General features: G+C 61.3%; 19 protein-coding genes. All 19 read left to right on the plus strand.

The window, feature by feature from the left end:
- The first annotated feature begins 30 nt into the window (after positions 1 to 30).
- Positions 31 to 666: a hypothetical protein gene (locus ACQKRQ_RS22855; RefSeq protein WP_427479571.1), complete on the plus strand. Its 636-nt coding sequence runs from the start codon at positions 31 to 33 to the stop codon at positions 664 to 666.
- A complete protein-coding gene (locus ACQKRQ_RS22860; RefSeq protein ID WP_427479573.1) occupies positions 614 to 2,677 on the plus strand; it encodes a phage terminase large subunit family protein in 2,064 nt (687 codons plus the stop codon). The genes ACQKRQ_RS22855 and ACQKRQ_RS22860 overlap by 53 nt, the downstream gene beginning before the upstream one ends.
- Before the next feature lie 2 nt (positions 2,678 to 2,679).
- A complete protein-coding gene (locus ACQKRQ_RS22865) occupies positions 2,680 to 2,883 on the plus strand; it encodes a phage head-tail joining protein (protein WP_408291418.1) in 204 nt (67 codons plus the stop codon).
- A gap of 1 nt (position 2,884) precedes the next feature.
- Complete coding sequence (locus tag ACQKRQ_RS22870) at positions 2,885 to 4,354, plus strand: phage portal protein (protein WP_427479575.1); 1,470 nt, start codon at positions 2,885 to 2,887, stop codon at positions 4,352 to 4,354.
- A 70-nt stretch (positions 4,355 to 4,424) separates the two neighbouring features.
- Positions 4,425 to 6,497, plus strand: coding sequence for a prohead protease/major capsid protein fusion protein (locus tag ACQKRQ_RS22875; RefSeq protein WP_427479577.1), 2,073 nt, complete (start codon positions 4,425 to 4,427; stop codon positions 6,495 to 6,497).
- A 67-nt stretch (positions 6,498 to 6,564) separates the two neighbouring features.
- Positions 6,565 to 6,894, plus strand: a complete 330-nt coding sequence (locus ACQKRQ_RS22880; RefSeq protein ID WP_427479579.1) for a DUF2190 family protein — start codon at positions 6,565 to 6,567, stop codon at positions 6,892 to 6,894.
- A 17-nt stretch (positions 6,895 to 6,911) separates the two neighbouring features.
- Complete coding sequence (locus tag ACQKRQ_RS22885) at positions 6,912 to 7,202, plus strand: head-tail joining protein (protein ID WP_427479812.1); 291 nt, start codon at positions 6,912 to 6,914, stop codon at positions 7,200 to 7,202.
- Positions 7,199 to 7,627, plus strand: coding sequence for a hypothetical protein (locus ACQKRQ_RS22890; protein ID WP_427479581.1), 429 nt, complete (start codon positions 7,199 to 7,201; stop codon positions 7,625 to 7,627). Before ACQKRQ_RS22885 ends, ACQKRQ_RS22890 begins: the two co-directional genes overlap by 4 nt.
- 42 nt (positions 7,628 to 7,669) lie before the next feature.
- Entirely contained in the window at positions 7,670 to 8,608 is a 939-nt protein-coding gene (locus ACQKRQ_RS22895) for a phage tail tube protein (protein WP_427479582.1), read from the plus strand.
- 58 nt (positions 8,609 to 8,666) lie between these two features.
- Positions 8,667 to 9,005 (plus strand): hypothetical protein, encoded by a 339-nt coding sequence (locus ACQKRQ_RS22900; protein WP_408177937.1) that lies wholly within the window; start codon positions 8,667 to 8,669, stop codon positions 9,003 to 9,005.
- Positions 8,957 to 9,382: a DUF1799 domain-containing protein gene (locus ACQKRQ_RS22905; RefSeq protein WP_427479585.1), complete on the plus strand. Its 426-nt coding sequence runs from the start codon at positions 8,957 to 8,959 to the stop codon at positions 9,380 to 9,382. The genes ACQKRQ_RS22900 and ACQKRQ_RS22905 overlap by 49 nt, the downstream gene beginning before the upstream one ends.
- 51 nt (positions 9,383 to 9,433) lie before the next feature.
- Entirely contained in the window at positions 9,434 to 12,262 is a 2,829-nt protein-coding gene (locus ACQKRQ_RS22910; RefSeq protein ID WP_427479587.1) for a phage tail length tape measure family protein, read from the plus strand.
- Positions 12,262 to 12,759 (plus strand): hypothetical protein, encoded by a 498-nt coding sequence (locus ACQKRQ_RS22915; RefSeq protein ID WP_427479589.1) that lies wholly within the window; start codon positions 12,262 to 12,264, stop codon positions 12,757 to 12,759. Before ACQKRQ_RS22910 ends, ACQKRQ_RS22915 begins: the two co-directional genes overlap by 1 nt.
- On the plus strand, positions 12,759 to 13,298 hold the full coding sequence (locus tag ACQKRQ_RS22920; protein WP_427479591.1) for a DUF1833 family protein: 540 nt from the start codon (positions 12,759 to 12,761) through the stop codon (positions 13,296 to 13,298). Before ACQKRQ_RS22915 ends, ACQKRQ_RS22920 begins: the two co-directional genes overlap by 1 nt.
- Positions 13,295 to 13,684: an NlpC/P60 family protein gene (locus tag ACQKRQ_RS22925; RefSeq protein WP_408177941.1), complete on the plus strand. Its 390-nt coding sequence runs from the start codon at positions 13,295 to 13,297 to the stop codon at positions 13,682 to 13,684. Before ACQKRQ_RS22920 ends, ACQKRQ_RS22925 begins: the two co-directional genes overlap by 4 nt.
- Positions 13,685 to 14,231: 547 nt before the next feature.
- Positions 14,232 to 16,856 (plus strand): host specificity factor TipJ family phage tail protein, encoded by a 2,625-nt coding sequence (locus ACQKRQ_RS22930; protein WP_427479813.1) that lies wholly within the window; start codon positions 14,232 to 14,234, stop codon positions 16,854 to 16,856.
- 67 nt (positions 16,857 to 16,923) lie between these two features.
- Positions 16,924 to 19,044, plus strand: coding sequence for a hypothetical protein (locus tag ACQKRQ_RS22935; RefSeq protein WP_427479593.1), 2,121 nt, complete (start codon positions 16,924 to 16,926; stop codon positions 19,042 to 19,044).
- 13 nt (positions 19,045 to 19,057) lie between these two features.
- On the plus strand, positions 19,058 to 19,303 hold the full coding sequence (locus tag ACQKRQ_RS22940) for a hypothetical protein (protein ID WP_427479595.1): 246 nt from the start codon (positions 19,058 to 19,060) through the stop codon (positions 19,301 to 19,303).
- A gap of 99 nt (positions 19,304 to 19,402) precedes the next feature.
- Positions 19,403 to 19,963, plus strand: a complete 561-nt coding sequence (locus ACQKRQ_RS22945; protein ID WP_427479596.1) for a lysozyme — start codon at positions 19,403 to 19,405, stop codon at positions 19,961 to 19,963.
- Positions 19,964 to 19,971: the final 8 nt, after the last annotated feature.

A 19,971-nucleotide genomic window follows, 5' to 3' on the forward strand; every position in this document is an offset into this window, starting at 1 on the left:
AGCCGTTCAAGTTTCCTGCAGGTAGCCACAATGACCGAGATGAGTATGCGGGGCTTCGCCCGTCATATGGGCGTAGCTCACCGCGCGGTTCAAAAGGCCGTGCAGTCGGGTCGTATCGAGTTGAACTCCAACGGCAAGATCCATGCGGAAGTCGCCGAAGCGGCGTGGCGACGTAACACTGATGAGTCGCGGCGATCATTCACGGATCTGTCGCGGCCGTCGCGCGCGAATGGCATCGAAGCATCGCCTTTGCTCCCGGCTGATCTTGACGACGACGACCTGCCTGCTGCCGCGAGCAGGGAAGACCCGTCGATGGTCGCGTATCGCGCTGCGCGAGCGGCGAGAGAACAGACGCGGCTTGAACGTGAGCGCATGGACCTCGAGCGAGAGCGCGGAACCACGCTGCCGCTCGCGGACGCACAGCGCCTCGCCTTCACAGCATTCCGCACGGTGCGCGACAACGTCATGAACATTCCCGTTCGCCTTAAAGATGCACTCGCTGCGGAGTCCGATCCGATCCGGGTCGAAACGATGCTCGACGCCGAGCTCGTACGTGCGCTCGCTTCCGTGGACGCAACTGCGCTGCTGAGCGAAAACGAAATGGATGACGCCGATGGGAGCGACCGAAGCATTTCTGAAAACGATCACGGAGGCGATCCGGCCTGACAAACGGATTGGCATCGCCGAATGGTCGGAGAAACATCGCATCCTGCCGGAAAGCAGCCCGGAGCCCGGCAAATGGCGAAATGAGCGTACGCCGTACCTCGTCGGCATCATGGATGCGCTCTCGGGTCAGGCGAGCAGCGTAACGCGCTACGCTCACGACGATGTCCGCCCGTTCGATAACAGCCGCGTGATCACGGTCGGTCTCATGAAGGGGCACCAACTCGGCGGCTCGGCGCTCGGCGAAAACTTCGTGGGTCGTTGCATCACGACTGCGGCCGGCAACATCCTCGCCGTGTTTGCGACGTACGACGACGCCGAGAAGTGGGAAATGGACCGCTTCGAGCCGATGCGTTCGTCGACGCCGGATCTTCGGCGCCGCGTGCGCGATGCAATGAAGAAGGGCAGCGAGAACACGAAGCTGCGCAAGAAATTTCCTGGCGGGTTGATGAATCTCGTCAGCGCGACCAAGGCTGGCCGTCTGAAATCGACGACTGTCCGCTACGTGCTGCTCGAGGAGATCGACGAGTATGAGCTCAACGTCGACGGCCAGGGTAACCCGATCGACCTTGCGACGAACCGGACAAGTAACTTTGGTCGCCGCGCGAAGATTTTCGCGAACAGCACGCCGACGATCAAGCGACGCTCGCAGATTGAAAAGTTGTACGAGCGGGGCGATCAGCGCCGCTACTTTGTGCGCTGCCCGGACTGCGGTTCGCCGCAGTTTTTCGACTGGCACAAGGGCATGCGTCGATCGCCGGATGATCCAGGCGTCGTGCTGTACTACTGCCAGACCGGTTGCGGCGCGGGCAATCCGGAGAGCGTCTGGAAAACGCGGGGGTATGAGGGTGCCTACTGGATGCCGACGGCAGCCGGCGATGGCAGGACAGCGAGCTTTCACCTGAGCGCACTGTATGCGCCGCTCGGATGGCGCCCGTGGTCCGATCTGATGGACGACTGGGAGGCCGCGCAGACCGACACAGAGAAGATGATCGCGTTCGTCAACAACGCGCTCGCCGAGTGTTGGGAAGACAAGAGCGCGGAAATGAAGTGGGAGACGATCAAGCGTCGTGCAGAGCCATACAAGCTACGTACTGTGCCGCCCGGTTCCCTGCTGCTGACGTGCGCCGTCGACACGCAGAACGACCGGCTCGAAGCGGAGATATCCGGCTGGGGCCGGGGCATGCGCAACTGGACAGTCGACCATGTCGTCTTTCGCGGCGACCCGGCATTGCCTGACGTATGGAACCAGCTCGACAAATATCTCGATACGCCGATTGCCAACCAGTTTGGCGTGTCGATGCGCATCGAGTTGTGTGCGGTCGACACCGGGGGTGGCCGCACGCAGGACGCGTACGACTATTGTCGGTTGCGTCGGCATCGGGGCGTGTTCGCCGTGAAAGGTGCGAAAGACAAACACAAGCCAATCATAGGCCGCCCGACTGATCAGGACGTGACGGTCAAGGGAAAAACCTACGCAAACGGCGTCAAGCTCTGGCCTGTCGGAACCGACACCGCGAAGAACCGCGTCTTCGGTGCATTGCTCGCTGATGAAGACCGGGAGATCGTTGACCGTCGCATGCATTTTTCGACGGACCTTGACGATGAGTACTTTGAGCAGCTGACGGCGGAGGCATACAACCCCTCGAAAGACCGCTGGGACAAGCTCAGAAAGCGTAATGAAGCGCTCGACCTTAAGGTCTACAACTTCGCGTGTGCGTATCACCCACGGTTGCGCCTGAATGCCTATCAGGACTCCGACTGGGCGGCGCTCGAAGCGCTGATCGAGCCGCGTGTGCAGGATCTGTTCGCGTCCGTTCCGGCTCATGCTGACGCAGCGGAGGAGCCGGCTGTCGCAGAGACGACGGTGGTTGTGGTCGAAACGGTCCCGGATGTTGACGGCGCGGCGGCTGGTGAAGAAGTCGGGTCGGCCAGCGATCACGTTGCGGCAGTTGAGGCACCCGTTCCACAGGACACATGGATTCCACGCCGGGATAACTGGCTGAGGCGATAGATATGGCATTCACACAGCAGAACCTCGATGCACTTGAACAGGCGATTGCGACCGGCACACTGTCGATCGAGTACAACGGCAAGCGCATCACCTATCGTTCCATGGCCGATCTGTTGAAAGCGCGAGATGTGATCAAGACGGAACTGGCGAAACAGACGCCGGGCAGTTCGCCGCGATCAAGCATCGCCATCTATGAGCGGTTCTGACATGAAAACAAACATTCTCGACAGGGCTATCGAGTACGTGGCGCCGGGACTTGCCGCGCGGAGGATGCGTGCACGCGTATCCATCAATGCAGCGCGCGGCTTCGATGGGGCCAAGCGCGGTCCGCGTGCGGCGGGGTGGCGTGCATCCGGCGCGAGTGCGACGGCGGAAGTCATGCCCGCCCTCGGCGTACTGCGCAATCGCGCACGCGACCTTGTGCGAAACAACCCGCATATCCGACGAGCGCTCAGGATCATGGTCGCGAACGCGATCGGAACCGGCGTGCAGGCCAAATTTTCCGACAAGGCTCTGCAGAAGCTCTGGAAACGCTGGATCAAGGTGAGTGACGCCGCAGGGTTGCTGGACTTCAACGGACAGCAGGCACAGGCATACAAGGCTCTCAAGGAGTCGGGTGAAGTGCTGTTGCGGTTCCGCACGCGTCTTCCGCAGGACGGCATGGAGGTGCCCCTGCAACTGCAGGTTCTCGAGATCGACTATCTCGATACGCTCAAAGTCGGGCTGGTCGATGGTGGCTTTGTGGTGGCCGGCGTGCAGTTCAATGTGATCGGCCAGCGAACCGGGTACTGGCTCTTTGACCAGCATCCTGGTGAAATCGCAACAGTGCCTCGCAACATGCTGAGCCGCTTTGTGCCGGCGTCGGAAATCATCCACCTCTTTGACGCCATCGATCGGCCGAACTCGGTGCGTGGATTTCCGTGGCTCGCCTCGGCTATCTGGAAGGCACGGGATCTTGACGAGTATCAGGACGCGGAGCTGGTGCGTAAGAAGATCGAGGCCTGCTTCGCGGCGTTCGTCACGACGAGCGACGAAGGGTTTCAGGTCGGGCGCACCACTGCAACAGCACAGACCGACGCTCGCCGGGTTGAGGGTCTGTCACCTGGCATGGTTGAGTACCTGCGGCAAGGGGAGACTGTCACATTTTCCGCACCGGCGACGAGCGCCGAATACGAGAGCAACGTGCGTGTCGATCTGCGCGCGATCGCCGCCGGTACTGACACCACCTACGAGCAACTGACAGGCGACTACTCGCAGGTGAACTTCACGAGCGGCCGTATGGGCAAGATGGAATACAAGCGGATGCTCGAGCAGGAACTGTGGCTGATCTTCATTCCGATGTTCTGCGAGGTCATTGCGCGGCGTTTTGTTGCGACCGCATACCTTGCCGGCAAGACGAAACTTGCCGTGGCAGACGTGTCGTGGTCGCCGCAGCGCATTGAGTTCATCGATCCGCTGCGTGAAGCCAACGGGATCATCGCGCTGATCGACGCCCGATTGAAGAGCCGCCATCAAAGCATCCGCGATCTTGGCGATGACCCGGACGTGGTCGATGCAGAAATCGAAGCAGACACGCTCGCAATCGAGGTGCCCGTTTCGGGGCGTTCGCTTGACGCGAAATCGGCGCATGACGTCCTCGACCGGCTGGAGCAGATCCTGTCGACTGTGCCGCAGTAGTTCCCTGCAAAGCAACTTTGAACCCTCTACAACGCCCGCGCAATGCGGGCGTTTTCTATTGGAGTGAACCATGCCCGAACCCGTTAATGGTCGTCGAGGCGGAGTCGGCGCGTCTGCCTCGACGATGCCCCTGCAGACACGGCTCCAGCCGGTCTCGTCGGTCGATGCACAGAATCGCACGGTGGATGTCACCTGGACTGCCGGTGCCCAGGTACAGCGCTACGACTGGATGCGCGATCGAACCTATCTCGAAGAGCTCAGCACCGATCCGGGTGCGGTCCGGATGGACCGGCTGCAATCCGGAAATGCCCCGGTGCTCAACGATCACGATCGCTGGGGCGGTCTTGATTCGGTGCTTGGTGTTGTTTCGAGCGCCTCATTGGACGGCGGGAACAGTACCGGTCAGGCGACGCTGCGCTTTTCGGCACGCGATGCCGTGCAGCCTTATTTCCAGGACGTGCAGGACGGGATCCTTCGCAACGTCTCTTTCGGTTACCGGACCTATCGGATCGACATGATCCCGCCGGGTCAGGAAAGCAACGACCAGTGGATCTATCGGGCGATCGACTGGGAGCCGTATGAAATTTCGCTGGTCTCCATTCCGGCCGATCCGAATGCAACCGTGCGCAGCGCGGGCGGCGCATCCGAACAACAACGTTTTTTCCCCTGTGAATTCATCGATCGAAGCGCAGGGACTTCATCTGACGGGGCCGACGCCTCGCAACTTAACCAAGGAGCTGTGATGCCCGGTGAAAACCAACCTCAAACCCCCGCACAACCGTCCGGTTCGCAAACCACTGCGGCGGCACGAAGCGATGACGCAGCGGCCCAGAACGAAGCCGCCCGCACTGCGGGCGCGCAAGCCGAACGTCAGCGCATGATGGATCTGCGCACGGCAGTGCGTGCGAGCGTGCTGGACAACCAGGACCAGCTGCTCGAGGGCTTTATTGAACGTGGCGTGACCGTTGAAGCCGCGCGCGAAGAAATCCTGCGCCTGCAGGCCGAACGTTCGGCGGCTAATCCCCAGCGTGGTGCCGCCAACATCGTCACCGTGACCGACGAGACCGATGTTCGCCGCGCGGCGATGACCGATGCGGTGATGCATCGCGTGAACCCGCGTCATGAGCTGAACGATGCGGCCCGCCAGTATCGCGGCATGACGCTGCGGGAAATGTGCCGCGAAGCGCTGGAAGCGGCTGGCGTCGACACGCGTGGCATGGACCTTCGTCAGCTGGCTGGCATGGCACTCGGCATGACGGGCCGCGCGGGATACACCTCGACGTCGGATCTGCCGATCGTCTTCGGCAACGTGATCAACCGGACGCTGCGCGACGCCTATTCGGCGGCGCCGCGGTCCTTCACGAGCTGGGCACGGCAGGGCTCATTGACTGACTTCCGTCCGGCAACGCGCGTGCAGGTCGACGGCGCCCTGAAGCTGGAAAAGATCAACGAGACCGGTGAATACAAGTACGGCAAGCTGACCGATAGCGGCGAAGTGATCCAGCTCGGCTCGTACGGCAAGATCATCAACTTCACGCGCCAGATGATCATCAACGACGATCTTTCTGCGCTGCAACGCGTGCCGCTTTATTTCGGCCGCGCTGCTGCAAACCTCGAATCCGATGTCGTCTACGGCTGCCTGACCGCCAACCCCGCGATGTCGGACGGCAAGACGCTGTTTCATGCCCAGCATGCGAACCTCGGCGCGGGCGGTGCGATCTCGATCGACACGCTGACGGCGGGCCGTACAGCGATGCGCGTGCAGAAAGCGCCGGGCGACGGTACACCGCTCAATACTGCGCCGAAGTTCCTGCTTGTGCCGGCTGCGCTCGAAACGATCGCGGGTCAGTACACCAGCAATCAGTACACGCCGAATCAAGCCACGCAGCAAAACCCGTTCTTCAACACGCTCACGCCGATCGTCGAGCCTCGTCTGGATGCGGTCAGCGCGTCGAGCTGGTATCTGGCCGCCGATCCGTCCGCGATCGACACGGTCGAATTCTGCTACCTCGAAGGCGAGCAGGGCTTGTACACGGAGCAGGACCTGGATTTCGACGTCGACGGCCTGAAGGTCAAGGCGCGGCTCGATTTCGCTGCGAAGGCAATCGACTATCGCGGCCTGTTCAGGAATCCGGGCCAGTAACCCCGCACGTGCGCCGGCCTCGTGCCAGTGCAGTTCAGTCTATTTCAACTTCAGAAGGAACTGATCTATGAATAACTTCATTCAGAAGGGCCGCACACTCACGGCCACGCTGGCGGCTGCGGTCACCTCCGGCCAGCTGGTGCTGCTCGGCAATGGCAAGCTGCCGGCCGTCGCTTCGGGCGCCTATGCTGCCAACGTAGAGGGTGAGTACAACACCGGCGGTGTGTACGAGTTCCCGAGCGCGACCAATGGTGCTGCGGTCGTTGGCGACCGCGCGTATCTGGATCCGGCAACCGGCGTTGTCACAGCGACGGCAGCGGACAACGATCCGGTCGGTCACTTCGCCGCGCCGAAGGCTGCAGCCGATGCAACCGCGCGCGTGCGACTGTGGCTGTAGGCGATTTTGATCCGGGCGTGTTCTGGGGTGCGTTCGCAGCCGCTGGCATGCTGAAGACCGCGACGCTCGCGTTGGGCGATGGCTCGACGCGAGACGTCCAGGTTGGATTCATGTCGCCGGACGAACTGCAGTTCGACGGTCAGGTCACGGTGACTGACTATCAGATCGAGTACCAGAGTGCTGACCTGCCGGACCTGCGCCGTGATTCGACGCTCACGATCGGATCGGTTCGTTACCGCGTGCGACGACCGCCGCGTCGTAAAGACGACGGCTTCTTCAGCGTGGCCGATCTGGAGGCGTTGAAATGACCACGCGCCGCGAATCCTATGTCGCTGCCCTGATGAATTTGCTCGAGGCAGACCCCGGTCTGCAGGCGCTCGGCACGACACTCAAACGGTCGATAGCGGAGGCAATCGACAGCGGAGAGTCTCCGGCGCTTGTTGTGCATCGTGGGCGCGATGTGGTTGCCGACTCGAATATCGGTCGGACGACCCGATCGTGTGCCCTGATGCTGACAGCGGTCGTTCGCGACCCAGCTCCGGACCGGGCCGCCGACGAACTGTTCGAGTTTGCTCATCCGATCCTTATGCATTTCGACGCTGACGGTGTGGTCGGCGTCAATGAGGAAACGACCGACGAACCGGAGACTGCGGAGATTGAGGGCGGCGTCGGTGTCGTGACGTTGCACTACACGATTCTGTATCAAACGAACACCGACAGCCTGATCGCCTGACATCGCGGTCGCCGCGTCACCTACCAATCTAGAGGAGTTGATATGGCCGGGTCCAAATCAATGAAGAATTCCGTCGTGCTGGCGGCATTGCAGGTCGCAATCGGCACGCCGGCCGTACCGACATCTGCCGACGACGCGATGCTGGTGAGCAACATCAGCGCCAAGCCGGTCGCGGCCGACTATGTATCGCGCGACACGATCCGCCCGTTCTTCGGCAACGACCAGCAGCTCACGGCCGGCTGTCACGCCGAGCTCGACTTCGAGATCGAAGTGGCCGCCTCGGGCGTCGCGGGTACGCCGCCGGCATGGGGGCGGCTGCTGGTTCCATGCTATTTCTCCGAAACGATCACGGCAGACACCAGCGTTGTCTATGCGCCGGTCAGTGTGCAGCCGACCACGCCGTTGACGCTGTATTACTACCTCGACGGTCTCCTGCATAAGCTCACCGATGCATACGGCACCGTGTCGTGGGACTTTACGGTCAAGCAGATCCCGAAGCTGAAATTCCACTTCATGGGCGTCTATAACCCGGTGACCGACTCGCCGATCCCGGCCGGCACGGACTTCTCGAAATTCCTGGTGCCGAAGATCGCGAGCACGCAGTTCACGACGTGGCAGATGCATGCGTACAGTGGCCCGCTGCAGGCGTTGTCGCTCGACATCGCCAATACGCTGAACTGGTCGCAACTGATCGGTTACGAGCGGGCGGAAGTCACAGACCGGAAGCCGACGGGCAAGATCACCATGCAGCTCGGCTCGGTCGCGGACAAGGACTGGTGGACCTCCGCCAGGGACGCGCTGCTCGGTGCGCTGACGATCACGCACGGTGTCGGTGCCGGCAACATCGTCCAACTCGATGCACCCAAGGTGCAACTGACCGACCCGTCGTACACGGATCAGGACAACAAGGTCATGCTCGATGCGACGCTCACGGTCACGCCGGACGCAGGCAATGACGAGCTCATCATCACCGTAAAGTAACTTTGCTATTCAACGACGCGGGCCGCCATGTGCGGCCCGTTTTCATTTGAGGAACCGAATGCCATACGTTCTCGCAAAAAATCCAACATTCACGACACTGGTCAGGGTCGTCGAACCCGGCATTGCTGACGATGGTTCGCTCGAAACGCACGAATTCACTGCTGAGTTCAAACGGCTCAAGCGTGATGAGGCGGAAACGCTCATGAAGTCGGGTCAGCTGGCCTATGTGGCGCTGGCGGATGTGCTGGTCGGCTGGTCCGGATTGAAGGGCGAGGATGGCGCGGACCTGCCATTTACCGCGCAGTACCGTGACGCGCTGCTGCAGATTCCCCACGCGATCGTGGCTCTGTGGGATGCGTTCCTGCTGAATACGTCGGGCGCAGCACGAAAAAACTGATTGACGCGGCGCGGCGGTGGGCGGGAGTTGCGGTCGATGACAGTCGGGTCGATGCCGGCGTCGCTGCAGCGCTCGCGGCTTTCGGTGCACGTCCGGAGGATGTAGAAAGAGCGCGCGAGCATCAAGCTGAAAACGACTTCGAGGTCTATCCGGAGAACTGGCGGGCCGTCCAGGTGTTTCTTGCGCTCTCGACACAATGGCGTACGGTCGCTATCTCAACGATGAGCAGAGCCCGCCTCATTCATACCGGTCTCGACTATGCGGCAATCGACCCCGTCTTTCGGATGATGGGTATCAAACCGAAGCGCCGCGCCGCGATATTTCAGAAACTCAGGGTGATGGAAGAAGCCGCACTCGATGCGTTGCTGCCTGAATAGCCCTGTCTGCAGACGCCCCTCGTTCAGGGGCTTTTTTTATGGCGGATCGATATGGCTGGAACAAGTGGGTCGCTCGGCCAGCTGGTCGTGCAGATCACGATGGACCCGTCTTCCTATCAGGCGGGTGCTCGTAGCATCAGGTCAGATGCGCAGGCGATGGGCTCGACCGTCGGGAAGGCGGGCAACGATGGCGCCGCCGGCATGGACAAGATTGGCGCGCATACGGCCGGCGCGCGGCGGGAGTTGCTCGTCATGGCGCACGAGCTCGCAACCGGCAATTTCAAGAACTTCGGCGGCTCGCTGATGGTGTTCGGCGAACAGATCGACGCATTCAGGTTCATTCTGAGTCCGGTCGGGCTCGCAGTGGGGGCTGTGGTCGCGGGGCTTGGCCTGTTCGCGGTAGCGGCGTACAAGGGCCACGAAGAGGCGGAGACGCTAAACAAGTCGCTGCAGGTCACGGGCAACTATGCGGGGTTGACGGCGAGCAGTTTCGCAACGCTTGCGCAGCAGATTTCTGCCGGCACCGGAGACGGTTTCGGGACCGCACGCGCCGGCCTTCAGGCGTTGGTTTCCACGGGTCAGATCACGGGACAGTCGCTCGAAGTGCTTGGTGAAGACGTTGTGCGCATGCACGACCTGACCGGTGAGAAGCTCGACGACATCGCGAAGGATTACGCCAGAATGCCCGAGGGCGTCGCGAAGTGGGCCGAGCAGCATAACCAGAGCATGCACTTCATCACGACGGCGCAATACGATTACATCCGGCAGCTCGAAGACGCGGGCGACAAGCAGGGTGCAATGCTGGTTGTCGCGAAAGCGCTCGACGACCAGCTGCGCAACGAATCGCTCAAGAATCTGGGGTTGCTGGAAACCGCGTGGCGAAAAGTTGGCAATGCCGTCAGTGGCGCATGGGAATGGATGAAATCTATCGGTCGCGCGGAGACGGCTGCCGAGCAGATCGCCAGCGCAACGGCGGAGGTGCAGCGGTTGCAAAACGCGTTGAATGCACCCAGCGGCCAGATGAATGCCGATCTGCTGCAACCGCAGCTTCAGGCGGCTCAGGCGAGACTTGAATCGCTAAATCGTGATGCTTTGCGTGCCCAGGATGCAGCGACGGAGAAGTCGCAGCAGGCACAAACACAACAGGCCGGCATTGCCGCGTCTGACTTCCTGAAAAAGCTGCAGGACGAGGAAAAAGGCATTAGCCGCGTCAGCCAGGCGCTGGATGACTATCGAAAAAAGGTCGCGGAGTACAACAAGGCCAATCCGAACAGTCCGGTTTCGAAGCAGCAGCAGGCCGCTGATGAGGCTTATCTGCGCAAGCAGTACAGCGATCATTCGGGGCAGTCCGAAGCAAACAGGATCCGCAAGAGCATGCTGGACGCTGCCTTGCAGACGACCAGAAACGGGCTGGACCTGATCCAGTCGGCGTACAAGGCTGCGGACGACCAGTTGCAGGCGCTGCACAAAGCCACTTTGATTTCCGACCAGACTTTCTACACGGCAGAAATCACAGCGGCCGATGATGCCGCGCAGAAGCAGATCGCGGCCTACGAGCAGGAGAAGAAAACGCTACAGGATGCGTACTGGAAAGCGCCGCTCGACGAACGGATCAAGATCACGCAGGAGATCGGTGAGGTCGATACGAAAATCGCCAAGGTCCGGCAGGATAACGCAGCAAAGGATGCGGTCTATCTGACGCAGCAGACTGAGGCGCAGCGCAAGTACCAGAAGTCCATCGAAGAGACGCGCGATGCGCTTCTCGCGCAGGCCGGTGTGAGCGCTCCAAAGGCTGCACACGACTACGATGAAAAGAACCGCGGTGCGATGCTGCAGGCGGCGACGACGGGCGATCTGAGTGGCGCCGCATTCCTCGACCAGAACCGGCAGCTCACGTTGCTGATCGCTCAATACAACGACGTGATCACGCAATCGAAAGAGGCACAAAACAGTATTTCGCTCGACCAGCAAACGGGCGTGACCGGTCTGCTCGATGCGTTTTCACAGCTGCGTTCGAATTCGGCCGACACCGTGCAGTCGCTGCAGTCCCTGTATGACCAGGTGAACAGGCTGTCGTGGCAAACGACCGACGAAGGTGTGCTGCGCAGCCTTGACCAGTTGCGCGACAAGATCCGGCAGTCGATGCTCGATAGCCAGAACTACTTTCAGGACTTCGCGGACGCCGGCAAGAGTGCTTTCTCCGGGATGTTCTCGGACATCGTGACGGGTTCCAGAACGCCCGCGCAGGCGGTTCAGTCGATGGTATCCAGCATGCTCGCTTCGTTCGCGCAGCTTTTCGCGAACAAGGCGTATTCGAGCATCGTCAACGGCCTGTTTAGCTCGATCTTTCCGACGTCGACGGCGGCAACGGGAAGCGCGGCATACGGCTTCACGATGCCATCGTCCATTCAGGGCAGCGGCGCCTTGTTCGGCGCCAATGCCGGATTGATGTTCGCAGGCGGTGGCGACGTGTCGGGGCCGGGCACAGGAACCAGCGACAGCATCAATGCGAAGCTCTCGAGTGGTGAGTTTGTAGTGAAGGAGAGCGTCGTCTCGCAGCCGGGCGTTCGCTCGTTTCTGCAGGCTCTTAACGGCGGTCATGGTGTCAGTGGCCGCAATCGCTTCGCTAACGGTGGGTATGTTGGAGACGACTCGTCGGGCGCCTCGGTATCAGGACCGAACGTCGATCTGCATATCCACAACGCGCCGGCCGGTGCCCAGGTCAACCAGACGAAGATGCCGAACGGCGGTATGCGGCTCGACGTTATTCTGGAAAAGGTCGACCAGCACATTGCCTCCGGCATCCGGTCAGGCCGGGGTGCGACGGCCCGCACCATGCAGCAGCAGTACGGGCTTAACCGAACCGTGGGGCAAACCTGATGGCAGATCTTCCGACGTGGCCGGCCACGCTGCCGGATCCGCGTGCGACCGGTTATGGCATCCAGCCGGTGACACCGTACGCGCGCACCGATATGGACAACGGTGCCGCCAGACAGCGGCGCCGCTTCACCAGCGTCCCTTCGCACGTGTCGGTGACGTGGCGCTTCACGCACGCGCAGCACGCGATCTTTGAAGGGTTTCTGGCATACGAAATCAATCTTGGCACGGACTGGTTCGCAGTGGGTCTGCTCAACGGTATGGGCGTGAATCAGGTGCAGGCGCGATTCATGGACGATCCGCCGTACAAGTCAGCGATCAGCGACTCGCGTGCCTGGTTCGATGTGATCGCCACGCTTGAAGTGAAGGCGCTGCCGTTGCCGTCGCGAGATGAATATGAAGTGTTGCGTGCGTACACAGAGGCCGAAATTGCGGCAATGAGTGACTCGCTTCACGAACTCATACACGTGCAGTTACCCGGTCCGATGAGGTGGAACTGATGGCGACAATCACAGAGGCGCTGGCGGAAGTCTACGCCAGCAATCCGCAAGACGAGGTCGTGCTGACGACGCTGGAATTACGGCATTCGTCGTTTATCGATGATGCGGGCAATCCCGCGCCGATCCGCGTGGTCGCCGACTATAACGATCTGGTCGCAACACTGGAGAGTGACGCACCGCTAAACGCGGGACAAAGCGTGACCTTCACCGCCGTTGCGTTCCAGTTTGCGCTACCGTCGATGGAGGAGGGGCAGGCGCCGCAAATCGACATCGTGATCGACGGTGCAAGCGCCCAGATTATCGGCCATCTCGAAAGTGCGGTTACGCAGACCGAGAAAATCGAGTGCACGCACCGACGTTTTCTCGCCTCTAACCCGGCTGCAGGGCCGCACGACGAAGAACCGCTAACGCTATATGTCGCGAGCGCCAAAGCAACTTTGACGCGGGTCACGGCGACGGCTGCGCTCACCGACATCAACAACAGTCCTTTTCCGTCGGACGTCTATAGCCCGGACGTCTTTCCGGGGCTCGTGCGATGACGCCAGAACAGGCAAACGCCTACATCGGCCTTCCCTGGGCGGACGGTGCTCGAGGTCCCGAGTGCTTCGACTGCTGGGGACTGCTGCGCTGGGTCCAGCTTCACCACTTCGATCTTGTACTGCCGGACCTGCCCGCGATGCCAGACATGCGGCGAGACCTCTATCGAGAACAGATGGACTCGGGGGCGTGGAACGTCATCGCGCGGCCCGTGCACGGGTGCGGTGTGCTGCTTCGCGGTGGAGATCGTCCGCACGTTGGCGTGTATCTCAATCTCGACGGCGGCGGAGTGCTTCACGCGCAGGAGGGGGCGGGCGTCATCTTCACCGAGCGGTCAAAACTTAAAAAAGTGGGGTATCCACGTGCTAGCTGGTACAGCTTCCTATAAGGCGACGATCGTTCGCGCCGTGAATCCGTATTGTCATGCGCAGGGCCGGCAGGTCTATGAGCTCGGCTCGCCAATGTCGCCTGCAGAGTGGGCCGAGCGGGTAGGCGTCGACACGCAGCACACAATCATCTGCGTGGACAGCGATTACTGGTTACGGAGCGACTGGGAAAGGCCGATCCCGCACGGGGCGATCGTGCAGTTCATTCCTGTACCAAAAGGCGGTGGCGGATCAAATCCCCTGCAGGCCATACTGCTAGTTGCAGTGGCTGTTGCTTCGGTCTACACGGGCGGTGCTGCTGCGGCTGCGTACACTGGGGCGTCGTCGGCAGCAGCGGCAGCAGCTGCGGGTATGGCGACGTCGTACGCCGTTGTCTCAACTGGCGTGTCGATGGCCGTCATGGCTGCGGGTTCGATGCTGATCAACGCGATCGTTCCAGCCAAAACGGCCAGCGTCGCGCAGGGCGTCACGAACAGCCCGACCTATTCGCTATCGGCTAGCGGCAACGCCGCAAGGCTGCTTGAGGCGATTCCAGTTCTCTATGGCCGGATGAACGTCACGCCCGACCTGGCAGCAACACCGTACACGGAGTATCTGGGCAACGATCTCTACGTGTATCAGCTTTTCTGCATTTCGAAAGGCGAGATCGAGATCGAGCAGGTCCTGATCGGTACGACGGACATCGGAAATTTCAGCGAGATTGACTATCAGGTTATCGGACCGAACCAGGCGGTCACGCTTTTTCCCGATAACGTCGTAACGAGTGATGCAGTTAGCGGGATCGAACTGCAGGCGCCAAACGATAGCGGCGACTGGGTCGGGCCATTTGTTGGCAATCCGGCAGCGAGCGCGGCGAATTTTATCGGGCTTGACATCACGCTACCGTCGGGGCTCTTTTACGCGGCCGACGACGGTTCGCTGCAGAACCTCTCGCTGACATTTGAGGCGCAGGCGCGGCTCATTGACGACGCCGGCGCAGCGGCAGGCGACTGGATCGGGCTTGATCTGCGGGAACTCAGTATGGCGACGTCCCAGCCGCAAATGATCTCGTACCGTTACAGCGTCACACCGGGCCGCTACGAGGTCCGCATGCGCCGCACGACAAATCTGAACACGGACACGCGTGCCCAGAACCGGATTCAGTGGGCGGCATTGCGCGCCTACCTGCCGAGCGAGCGATATTACGGCAACGTGACTTTGCTGGCGATGCGCGCGCGAGCCACGAATTCGCTGAATTCAAGCACGGCGCACGACGTGCACGTGATCGCGACACGAAAGCTGCCGATCTGGACGGGGAGTGGATGGAGCGATCCGCAACCGACAAAGAGCATTGCTTGGGCGATAGCTGATGCAGTCCGCAACGCCGACTATAGTCTTGGCCTGCCTGACAGGCGGCTGGACATTGATGCGCTGGAACATCTCGATGCAGTGTGGGCTTCGCGTGGTGACGAGTTCAACGGCGTGTTCGACACGAAGGGATCGTTCTGGGATGCGCTGACTACGATCTGCCGGGCTGGCCGGGCAATCCCGATGTACTTCGGCGGAGTAATCAGCATCGTGCGGGATGAGCTGAAGACCGTTCGCACGGCAATGTACACGCCGCAGAACATCGTGGCGGGTTCATTTGAGGCGGATTACGGGTTCTTCAGCGTTGATTCGCCGGACTACGTGACGGTCGAATACATGGATGAGACTACGTGGTCATGGCAGGACGTCGCATGTGTTCCGACGGGCTCGCCGGCTTTGGTCGAAAAGCGGATCCAGATGGTCGGCCCAACGAAGCGTGCGCAGGCGTGGCGCGAGGGCATTTACATGGCCTATGCGAACCGCGATCAACGCAAGACAATCATGATCACGACCGAGCTGGACGGTCTGATTCCGCTCTACGGCGATCTGGTTGGAATCTCGCACGATTTGCCGAAGTGGGGCATTTCCGGTGTCGTCGAGGGTTTTGACGGGGTGCGCGTCGACGTCAGCGAGCAGCTCGAATGGACAGCCGGCACACAGCATTACGTCTATTTCGCACAGCGCAATGGCGCCCCGACGGCCGCGCTCCGCGTTGCGCAGCCGGCTGGCGATGCCGACGGCAGGTCGATAATGCTGGTGGATCCGTTGCCGGAGCTTTTCGACTTTAGCGACGGTCACTCGGAAGAGCCGACGCGTTTTTCGTTTGGTCCGGCGCTCGACAGGATTGCGCAGGACGTCCGGCTGATCAAGGCGACGCCGCGCGACGGGCAAGTTGAGCTGACGTTCGTGAACAACGCGGAGAGTCCTCACACGGCAGAGGCCGGCATGAGCCCGCCTGCGCCCGTGTCGCCGTCGCTTCTGCCGGGCGTGATCCACGCGCCTATCATTGCGCAGGTGAGCGCCAACTCGAAGATCACGCCGGGCTATGTGTCGATCACCGCGTCTCCGGCCGCAGGGGCGTTGCTGTACGAGTATCAGGGCAGCCTCGACGCTGGCGTGACGTGGGCGCAGCTCGGCACGTCGGCGGGCAATGTCCTGACCGTGCCTATCGCGCTGGGGACGTGGGAGTTTCGCGTGCGCGCATATGGCGCGAGCGGGTTGCCGGGGCCGTTTGCGACCTGGACCGGAACGGTCGACGAGTTCAAGTATCCGCCGGCGCCGCCGGTGCTCACGTTGCGCGAACCGTTTGCCGGCAATCAGCTGTCGATCGAAATCCAGCGGCTGCCAGACGTCGATTATTTCGACGTTAGCGTTGTGGTGGGTGGCGTCGTCAAATACGGGGCGGAAATCACGGCACAGAACTTTACCTGGACGCTTGATCAGGCGAAGTTCTACGGCGCCGTCGCGGGCACGTTCGACGTGAAGGTGGCCGCCGGCAACATCGCTGGTTCAGGCAATCCCGGCACGATCACTGTCACGAACCAGCCTCCGCCTGCGCCGAGCGTGGCCGTAACTGGCGGGGACACCACAGTGACTTTGTTGATGAGCGTCGCGGGCTATCCGGATGTCGCTGGCTATCGTGTCGCGGATCCGGACGGCGTCGTCGTATGCGACAGCACGACGGGAACCTGCACGATCGACCAGGACGGAGAGACCTACACCGTCTATGCCTACAACTCGTGGGGCAGCGTGTCGACCGGCACACCGGTTGTTGCTTCGCCGCCCGGTGGTGATGGCGGTCCGGGGGATGGCGGCGGACCAGCTTGACCAGCAGACGCATGACACAGAGGCCGCCTGAGCGCGGCCTTTTTTATTTCTACCGGGAAACCCATGTATGGCACTTTCCACAATTCAGAAGATTGACCGGCTGTCGGTCGACTGCGACCTCGCGCATCAGGTCATCCACGGTCAGGCGGATGCCACCGTGCAGACCGAGGGCGGCCCGATCCCGACGATGGCGAATGCCGTGGCCACGCTCAAGGCTTACAACGTGCGTGGAGACTGGATCGCCGGCATGACTCTCGCGATGAAGGATATTGTCGTCGCGGGTGGTGTGGCATACGTTGCACTGTCGTCTGCGGCGTTCGTCTCGACTGACATCGCAGCGGATCTGGCTGCCGGCCGCATTGGGGTGCATCAGGGCGCAACCGTCGAGGATCTGGCGAATCCAGACAAGGGCGTCAGGATGGTGGCGCACGCCGTCGACGATCGGGATCTGGCGAGTGCTGACGCCGGTAAGGGCGTCGCAATGGTCGCTCACGCCGTCGATGACAGAGTGCTCTCAGGAGACGGCGGGGCGTCGCTCATCGGCTTTCTTGCCGCCGGTGATGGAGCGGTGCGGCAAATGCTCGCGGAGATTCTTAATGAGTCAGTAAGCGTCGCGAGCTACGACGCCGACCCGGCCGGCGCCGCGGATTCGACCGCAGCGTTCAAGGCCGCAATCGCGCGGGTTACCGCGCTGGTCACGGCGCAGGGTAGTCCCTATCCCGCACCGGTGATTGACGTGCCGCCTGGCGTCTACAAGCTTTCGGATACGCTGAACCTGCTGCCCTGGCACCGGGTCCGATCGAAAGGTGTTGTGCTGCTCGACTTCCGCACGCTTGATGCAGCCAAGGACGGCATCGTCATGCGTAACGAACAGACGGCCATCGCTATGGGCGATGCGAAGTGGGCGTCGGTGGCCCCCTTCCTGGATGGCAGTGCGGGCTCGATTGTCGTGCTGGGGCCGGGCAAGGCGACGTCAATCGGCTGGGGTCTCCGGATGGGTAACACGACGGCCGAATCCAGCGACATTCGCGACACCGGCGGCCGCAACGTGATTGTGACGGGCTGGCGTGGCGCATTGCGCTACGACCCGATCAACTTGTATCTGATCACGTGGGAGCGCTGCCGTTTCGAGCAGAACGGCTCGGAAAACCTGTACGTAACCAGCGCGACGCCAGTGGTCAATAGTGGCGAACGTATGACATTCAACGACTGCGTATTCGCTGCGGCGAACAATGCTGTTTATCACAACTGCGACGGCTACAGCTACGAATTCGGCGGCTGCTCGTTCGACTACCACGCGACGCCCTTCAAAATCGATGCGCTCGGGCGCTATTCGCGCTTTCTGTTCAAGGGCGGTCATTCGGAGGCGTTCGACCGCCTGTGGTTCGATGCGACGGCGAGCGGCGAGCGTATTGAGCTGACGATGCAAGGGCATGAGATTCTGCCGACGCACTATGTCGACGCGTCGTTTATCGCTTCGCCACGCACGCTTATCGATGGCAACCCGGCGAATCGCGTGCGGATGTCGGCGTTCGGTACCTCGCTGCGCTATCTGTGGCGCCCCTATCTCGCCGACACACCGATCGTCGGTGACAACGTGCTGATCCACGCGCTCGAGGGCACGATTCAGGAGGGCTATTACGTGCCGCTCACGCGTTCGCGCTCTCTCGGGCGCGACTATAATTTTTCAGCGAACGCGATCGGAACGAGCGCCGACGCGCTCACGCACTGGTCACGCGATCTGGGATTGACCGATGTCGACGTGCGCGACATCCAGTCGACGCCGACGCTTGGTCAGTCATTGCATCTGCACGGCACAGCGGCCGATTCGACGATCACATTTCATTCGAACGAGAGCATTCCGTGCAAGCCGGGTGAAACCTACTGCCCTGGCTGCGATGTGTTTGCGAATGGTACGGCTGGCGACCTCAATATCCGCGTATTCATGCGGTTCTATGACTATCAGGGCAATCAGGTCGGAAACGATCTTGGCACAACGTACAAGATGGGCGATGCATACGCGGATCCAGTGCTTCCAAACTTCGCGGCGGGGCGTAACCGGGCAATGACAGTCGATCACCGGATCCAGACTGTTCCTCCGCAGGCGTCCAGTTTCAGGTTGTTTTTCACCGTCTCGGCATTTGTCGGCGACGTCTATATCAAGAACGTGCGGGCTCTGCGCGCCTGAACAGGGGAATTTCATGCGAGATATCGAGAAGTGGATTCTGCGCACGGTGCCGCAGGACAAGTGCCTGCACGCACTCGCTGGCGTGCTGATCTTCGGCGCCGCACACTTTATTTCGTGGCAGGTTGGGATTGTAGCCGTGCTCGTTGCCGCCATCGCCAAGGAGTTGCTTGACCACTTTACGGGCGGAGACGTGTCCGCTTGGGATGTCGCGGCGACTCTGTCTGGTGGGCTGCTTGGACTGCTCTGTTTCGCGCGCTAGCTGAATTCTTCTAAGACGTTTCGTGGACCGCCTTCGGGCGGTTTTTTTATGGCCGCTCCGACCGCATGTCGGCGCGGCCTTTTTTATTGGGGGCATCGTTTGAACGAGAACCTTAAATATTCCGACCAGGGCATGTCGCTCACGGAGAAGGCGGAGACGCTGGTGCTGTTTGCGTATCCGGACCCCGGCTCGCCGCTCGCCAAAGCCTTGCAGGCGCGGGGGCTATGGCAGCGGGTGCTCGCGGGCGGGGCAATTCCTCTCGAGCTGGGGTCGCTAAGTGGTGCGCCGTGGACGGGCGGTTGGGGCCATACAGGCCCGGACGTCAGACCCGGGATGGTGATCACACGCGACATGGCCGTCGACTGGTTGAGAGCCGACGTGCGCGGCGCGGAAGCTGTAGTCAAACGCGACGTCAAAGTTGCTTTGAATCAGGAGGAGTACGACGCGCTCGTCGACCTCGTGTTCAACATTGGCAGCGGCAACTTCGACACGTCAACGCTTTTGCGCAAGCTCAATGGCGGCGATACGGATGGCGCCATCGCCGAATTCGCCCGCTGGAACAAGGCGGGCGGCATCGTGCTGGCGGGACTGGTCAAACGGCGCGAGGCCGAACGCGCGCTGTTCCAGCTCGGCGCGAATCACATGAGGGTCGCCGCATGAAAAACGAT

It is taken from the genome of Paraburkholderia sp. NPDC080076, assembly GCF_050281145.1.
Taxonomy (GTDB): Bacteria; Pseudomonadota; Gammaproteobacteria; order Burkholderiales; family Burkholderiaceae; genus Paraburkholderia.

Excerpts from the sequence above, each read along its gene's own strand:
- ACQKRQ_RS22855 (WP_427479571.1), top strand. The coding sequence starts at position 31 with ATGACCGAGATGAGTATGCGGGGCTTCGCCCGTCATATGGGCGTAGCT.
- ACQKRQ_RS22860 (WP_427479573.1), top strand. The coding sequence starts at position 614 with ATGGGAGCGACCGAAGCATTTCTGAAAACGATCACGGAGGCGATCCGG.
- ACQKRQ_RS22865 (WP_408291418.1), top strand. The coding sequence starts at position 2,680 with ATGGCATTCACACAGCAGAACCTCGATGCACTTGAACAGGCGATTGCG.
- ACQKRQ_RS22870 (WP_427479575.1), top strand. The coding sequence starts at position 2,885 with ATGAAAACAAACATTCTCGACAGGGCTATCGAGTACGTGGCGCCGGGA.
- ACQKRQ_RS22875 (WP_427479577.1), top strand. The coding sequence starts at position 4,425 with ATGCCCGAACCCGTTAATGGTCGTCGAGGCGGAGTCGGCGCGTCTGCC.
- ACQKRQ_RS22880 (WP_427479579.1), top strand. The coding sequence starts at position 6,565 with ATGAATAACTTCATTCAGAAGGGCCGCACACTCACGGCCACGCTGGCG.
- ACQKRQ_RS22890 (WP_427479581.1), top strand. The coding sequence starts at position 7,199 with ATGACCACGCGCCGCGAATCCTATGTCGCTGCCCTGATGAATTTGCTC.
- ACQKRQ_RS22895 (WP_427479582.1), top strand. The coding sequence starts at position 7,670 with ATGGCCGGGTCCAAATCAATGAAGAATTCCGTCGTGCTGGCGGCATTG.
- ACQKRQ_RS22900 (WP_408177937.1), top strand. The coding sequence starts at position 8,667 with ATGCCATACGTTCTCGCAAAAAATCCAACATTCACGACACTGGTCAGG.
- ACQKRQ_RS22910 (WP_427479587.1), top strand. The coding sequence starts at position 9,434 with ATGGCTGGAACAAGTGGGTCGCTCGGCCAGCTGGTCGTGCAGATCACG.
- ACQKRQ_RS22915 (WP_427479589.1), top strand. The coding sequence starts at position 12,262 with ATGGCAGATCTTCCGACGTGGCCGGCCACGCTGCCGGATCCGCGTGCG.
- ACQKRQ_RS22920 (WP_427479591.1), top strand. The coding sequence starts at position 12,759 with ATGGCGACAATCACAGAGGCGCTGGCGGAAGTCTACGCCAGCAATCCG.
- ACQKRQ_RS22925 (WP_408177941.1), top strand. The coding sequence starts at position 13,295 with ATGACGCCAGAACAGGCAAACGCCTACATCGGCCTTCCCTGGGCGGAC.
- ACQKRQ_RS22930 (WP_427479813.1), top strand. The coding sequence starts at position 14,232 with ATGAACGTCACGCCCGACCTGGCAGCAACACCGTACACGGAGTATCTG.
- ACQKRQ_RS22935 (WP_427479593.1), top strand. The coding sequence starts at position 16,924 with ATGGCACTTTCCACAATTCAGAAGATTGACCGGCTGTCGGTCGACTGC.
- ACQKRQ_RS22940 (WP_427479595.1), top strand. The coding sequence starts at position 19,058 with ATGCGAGATATCGAGAAGTGGATTCTGCGCACGGTGCCGCAGGACAAG.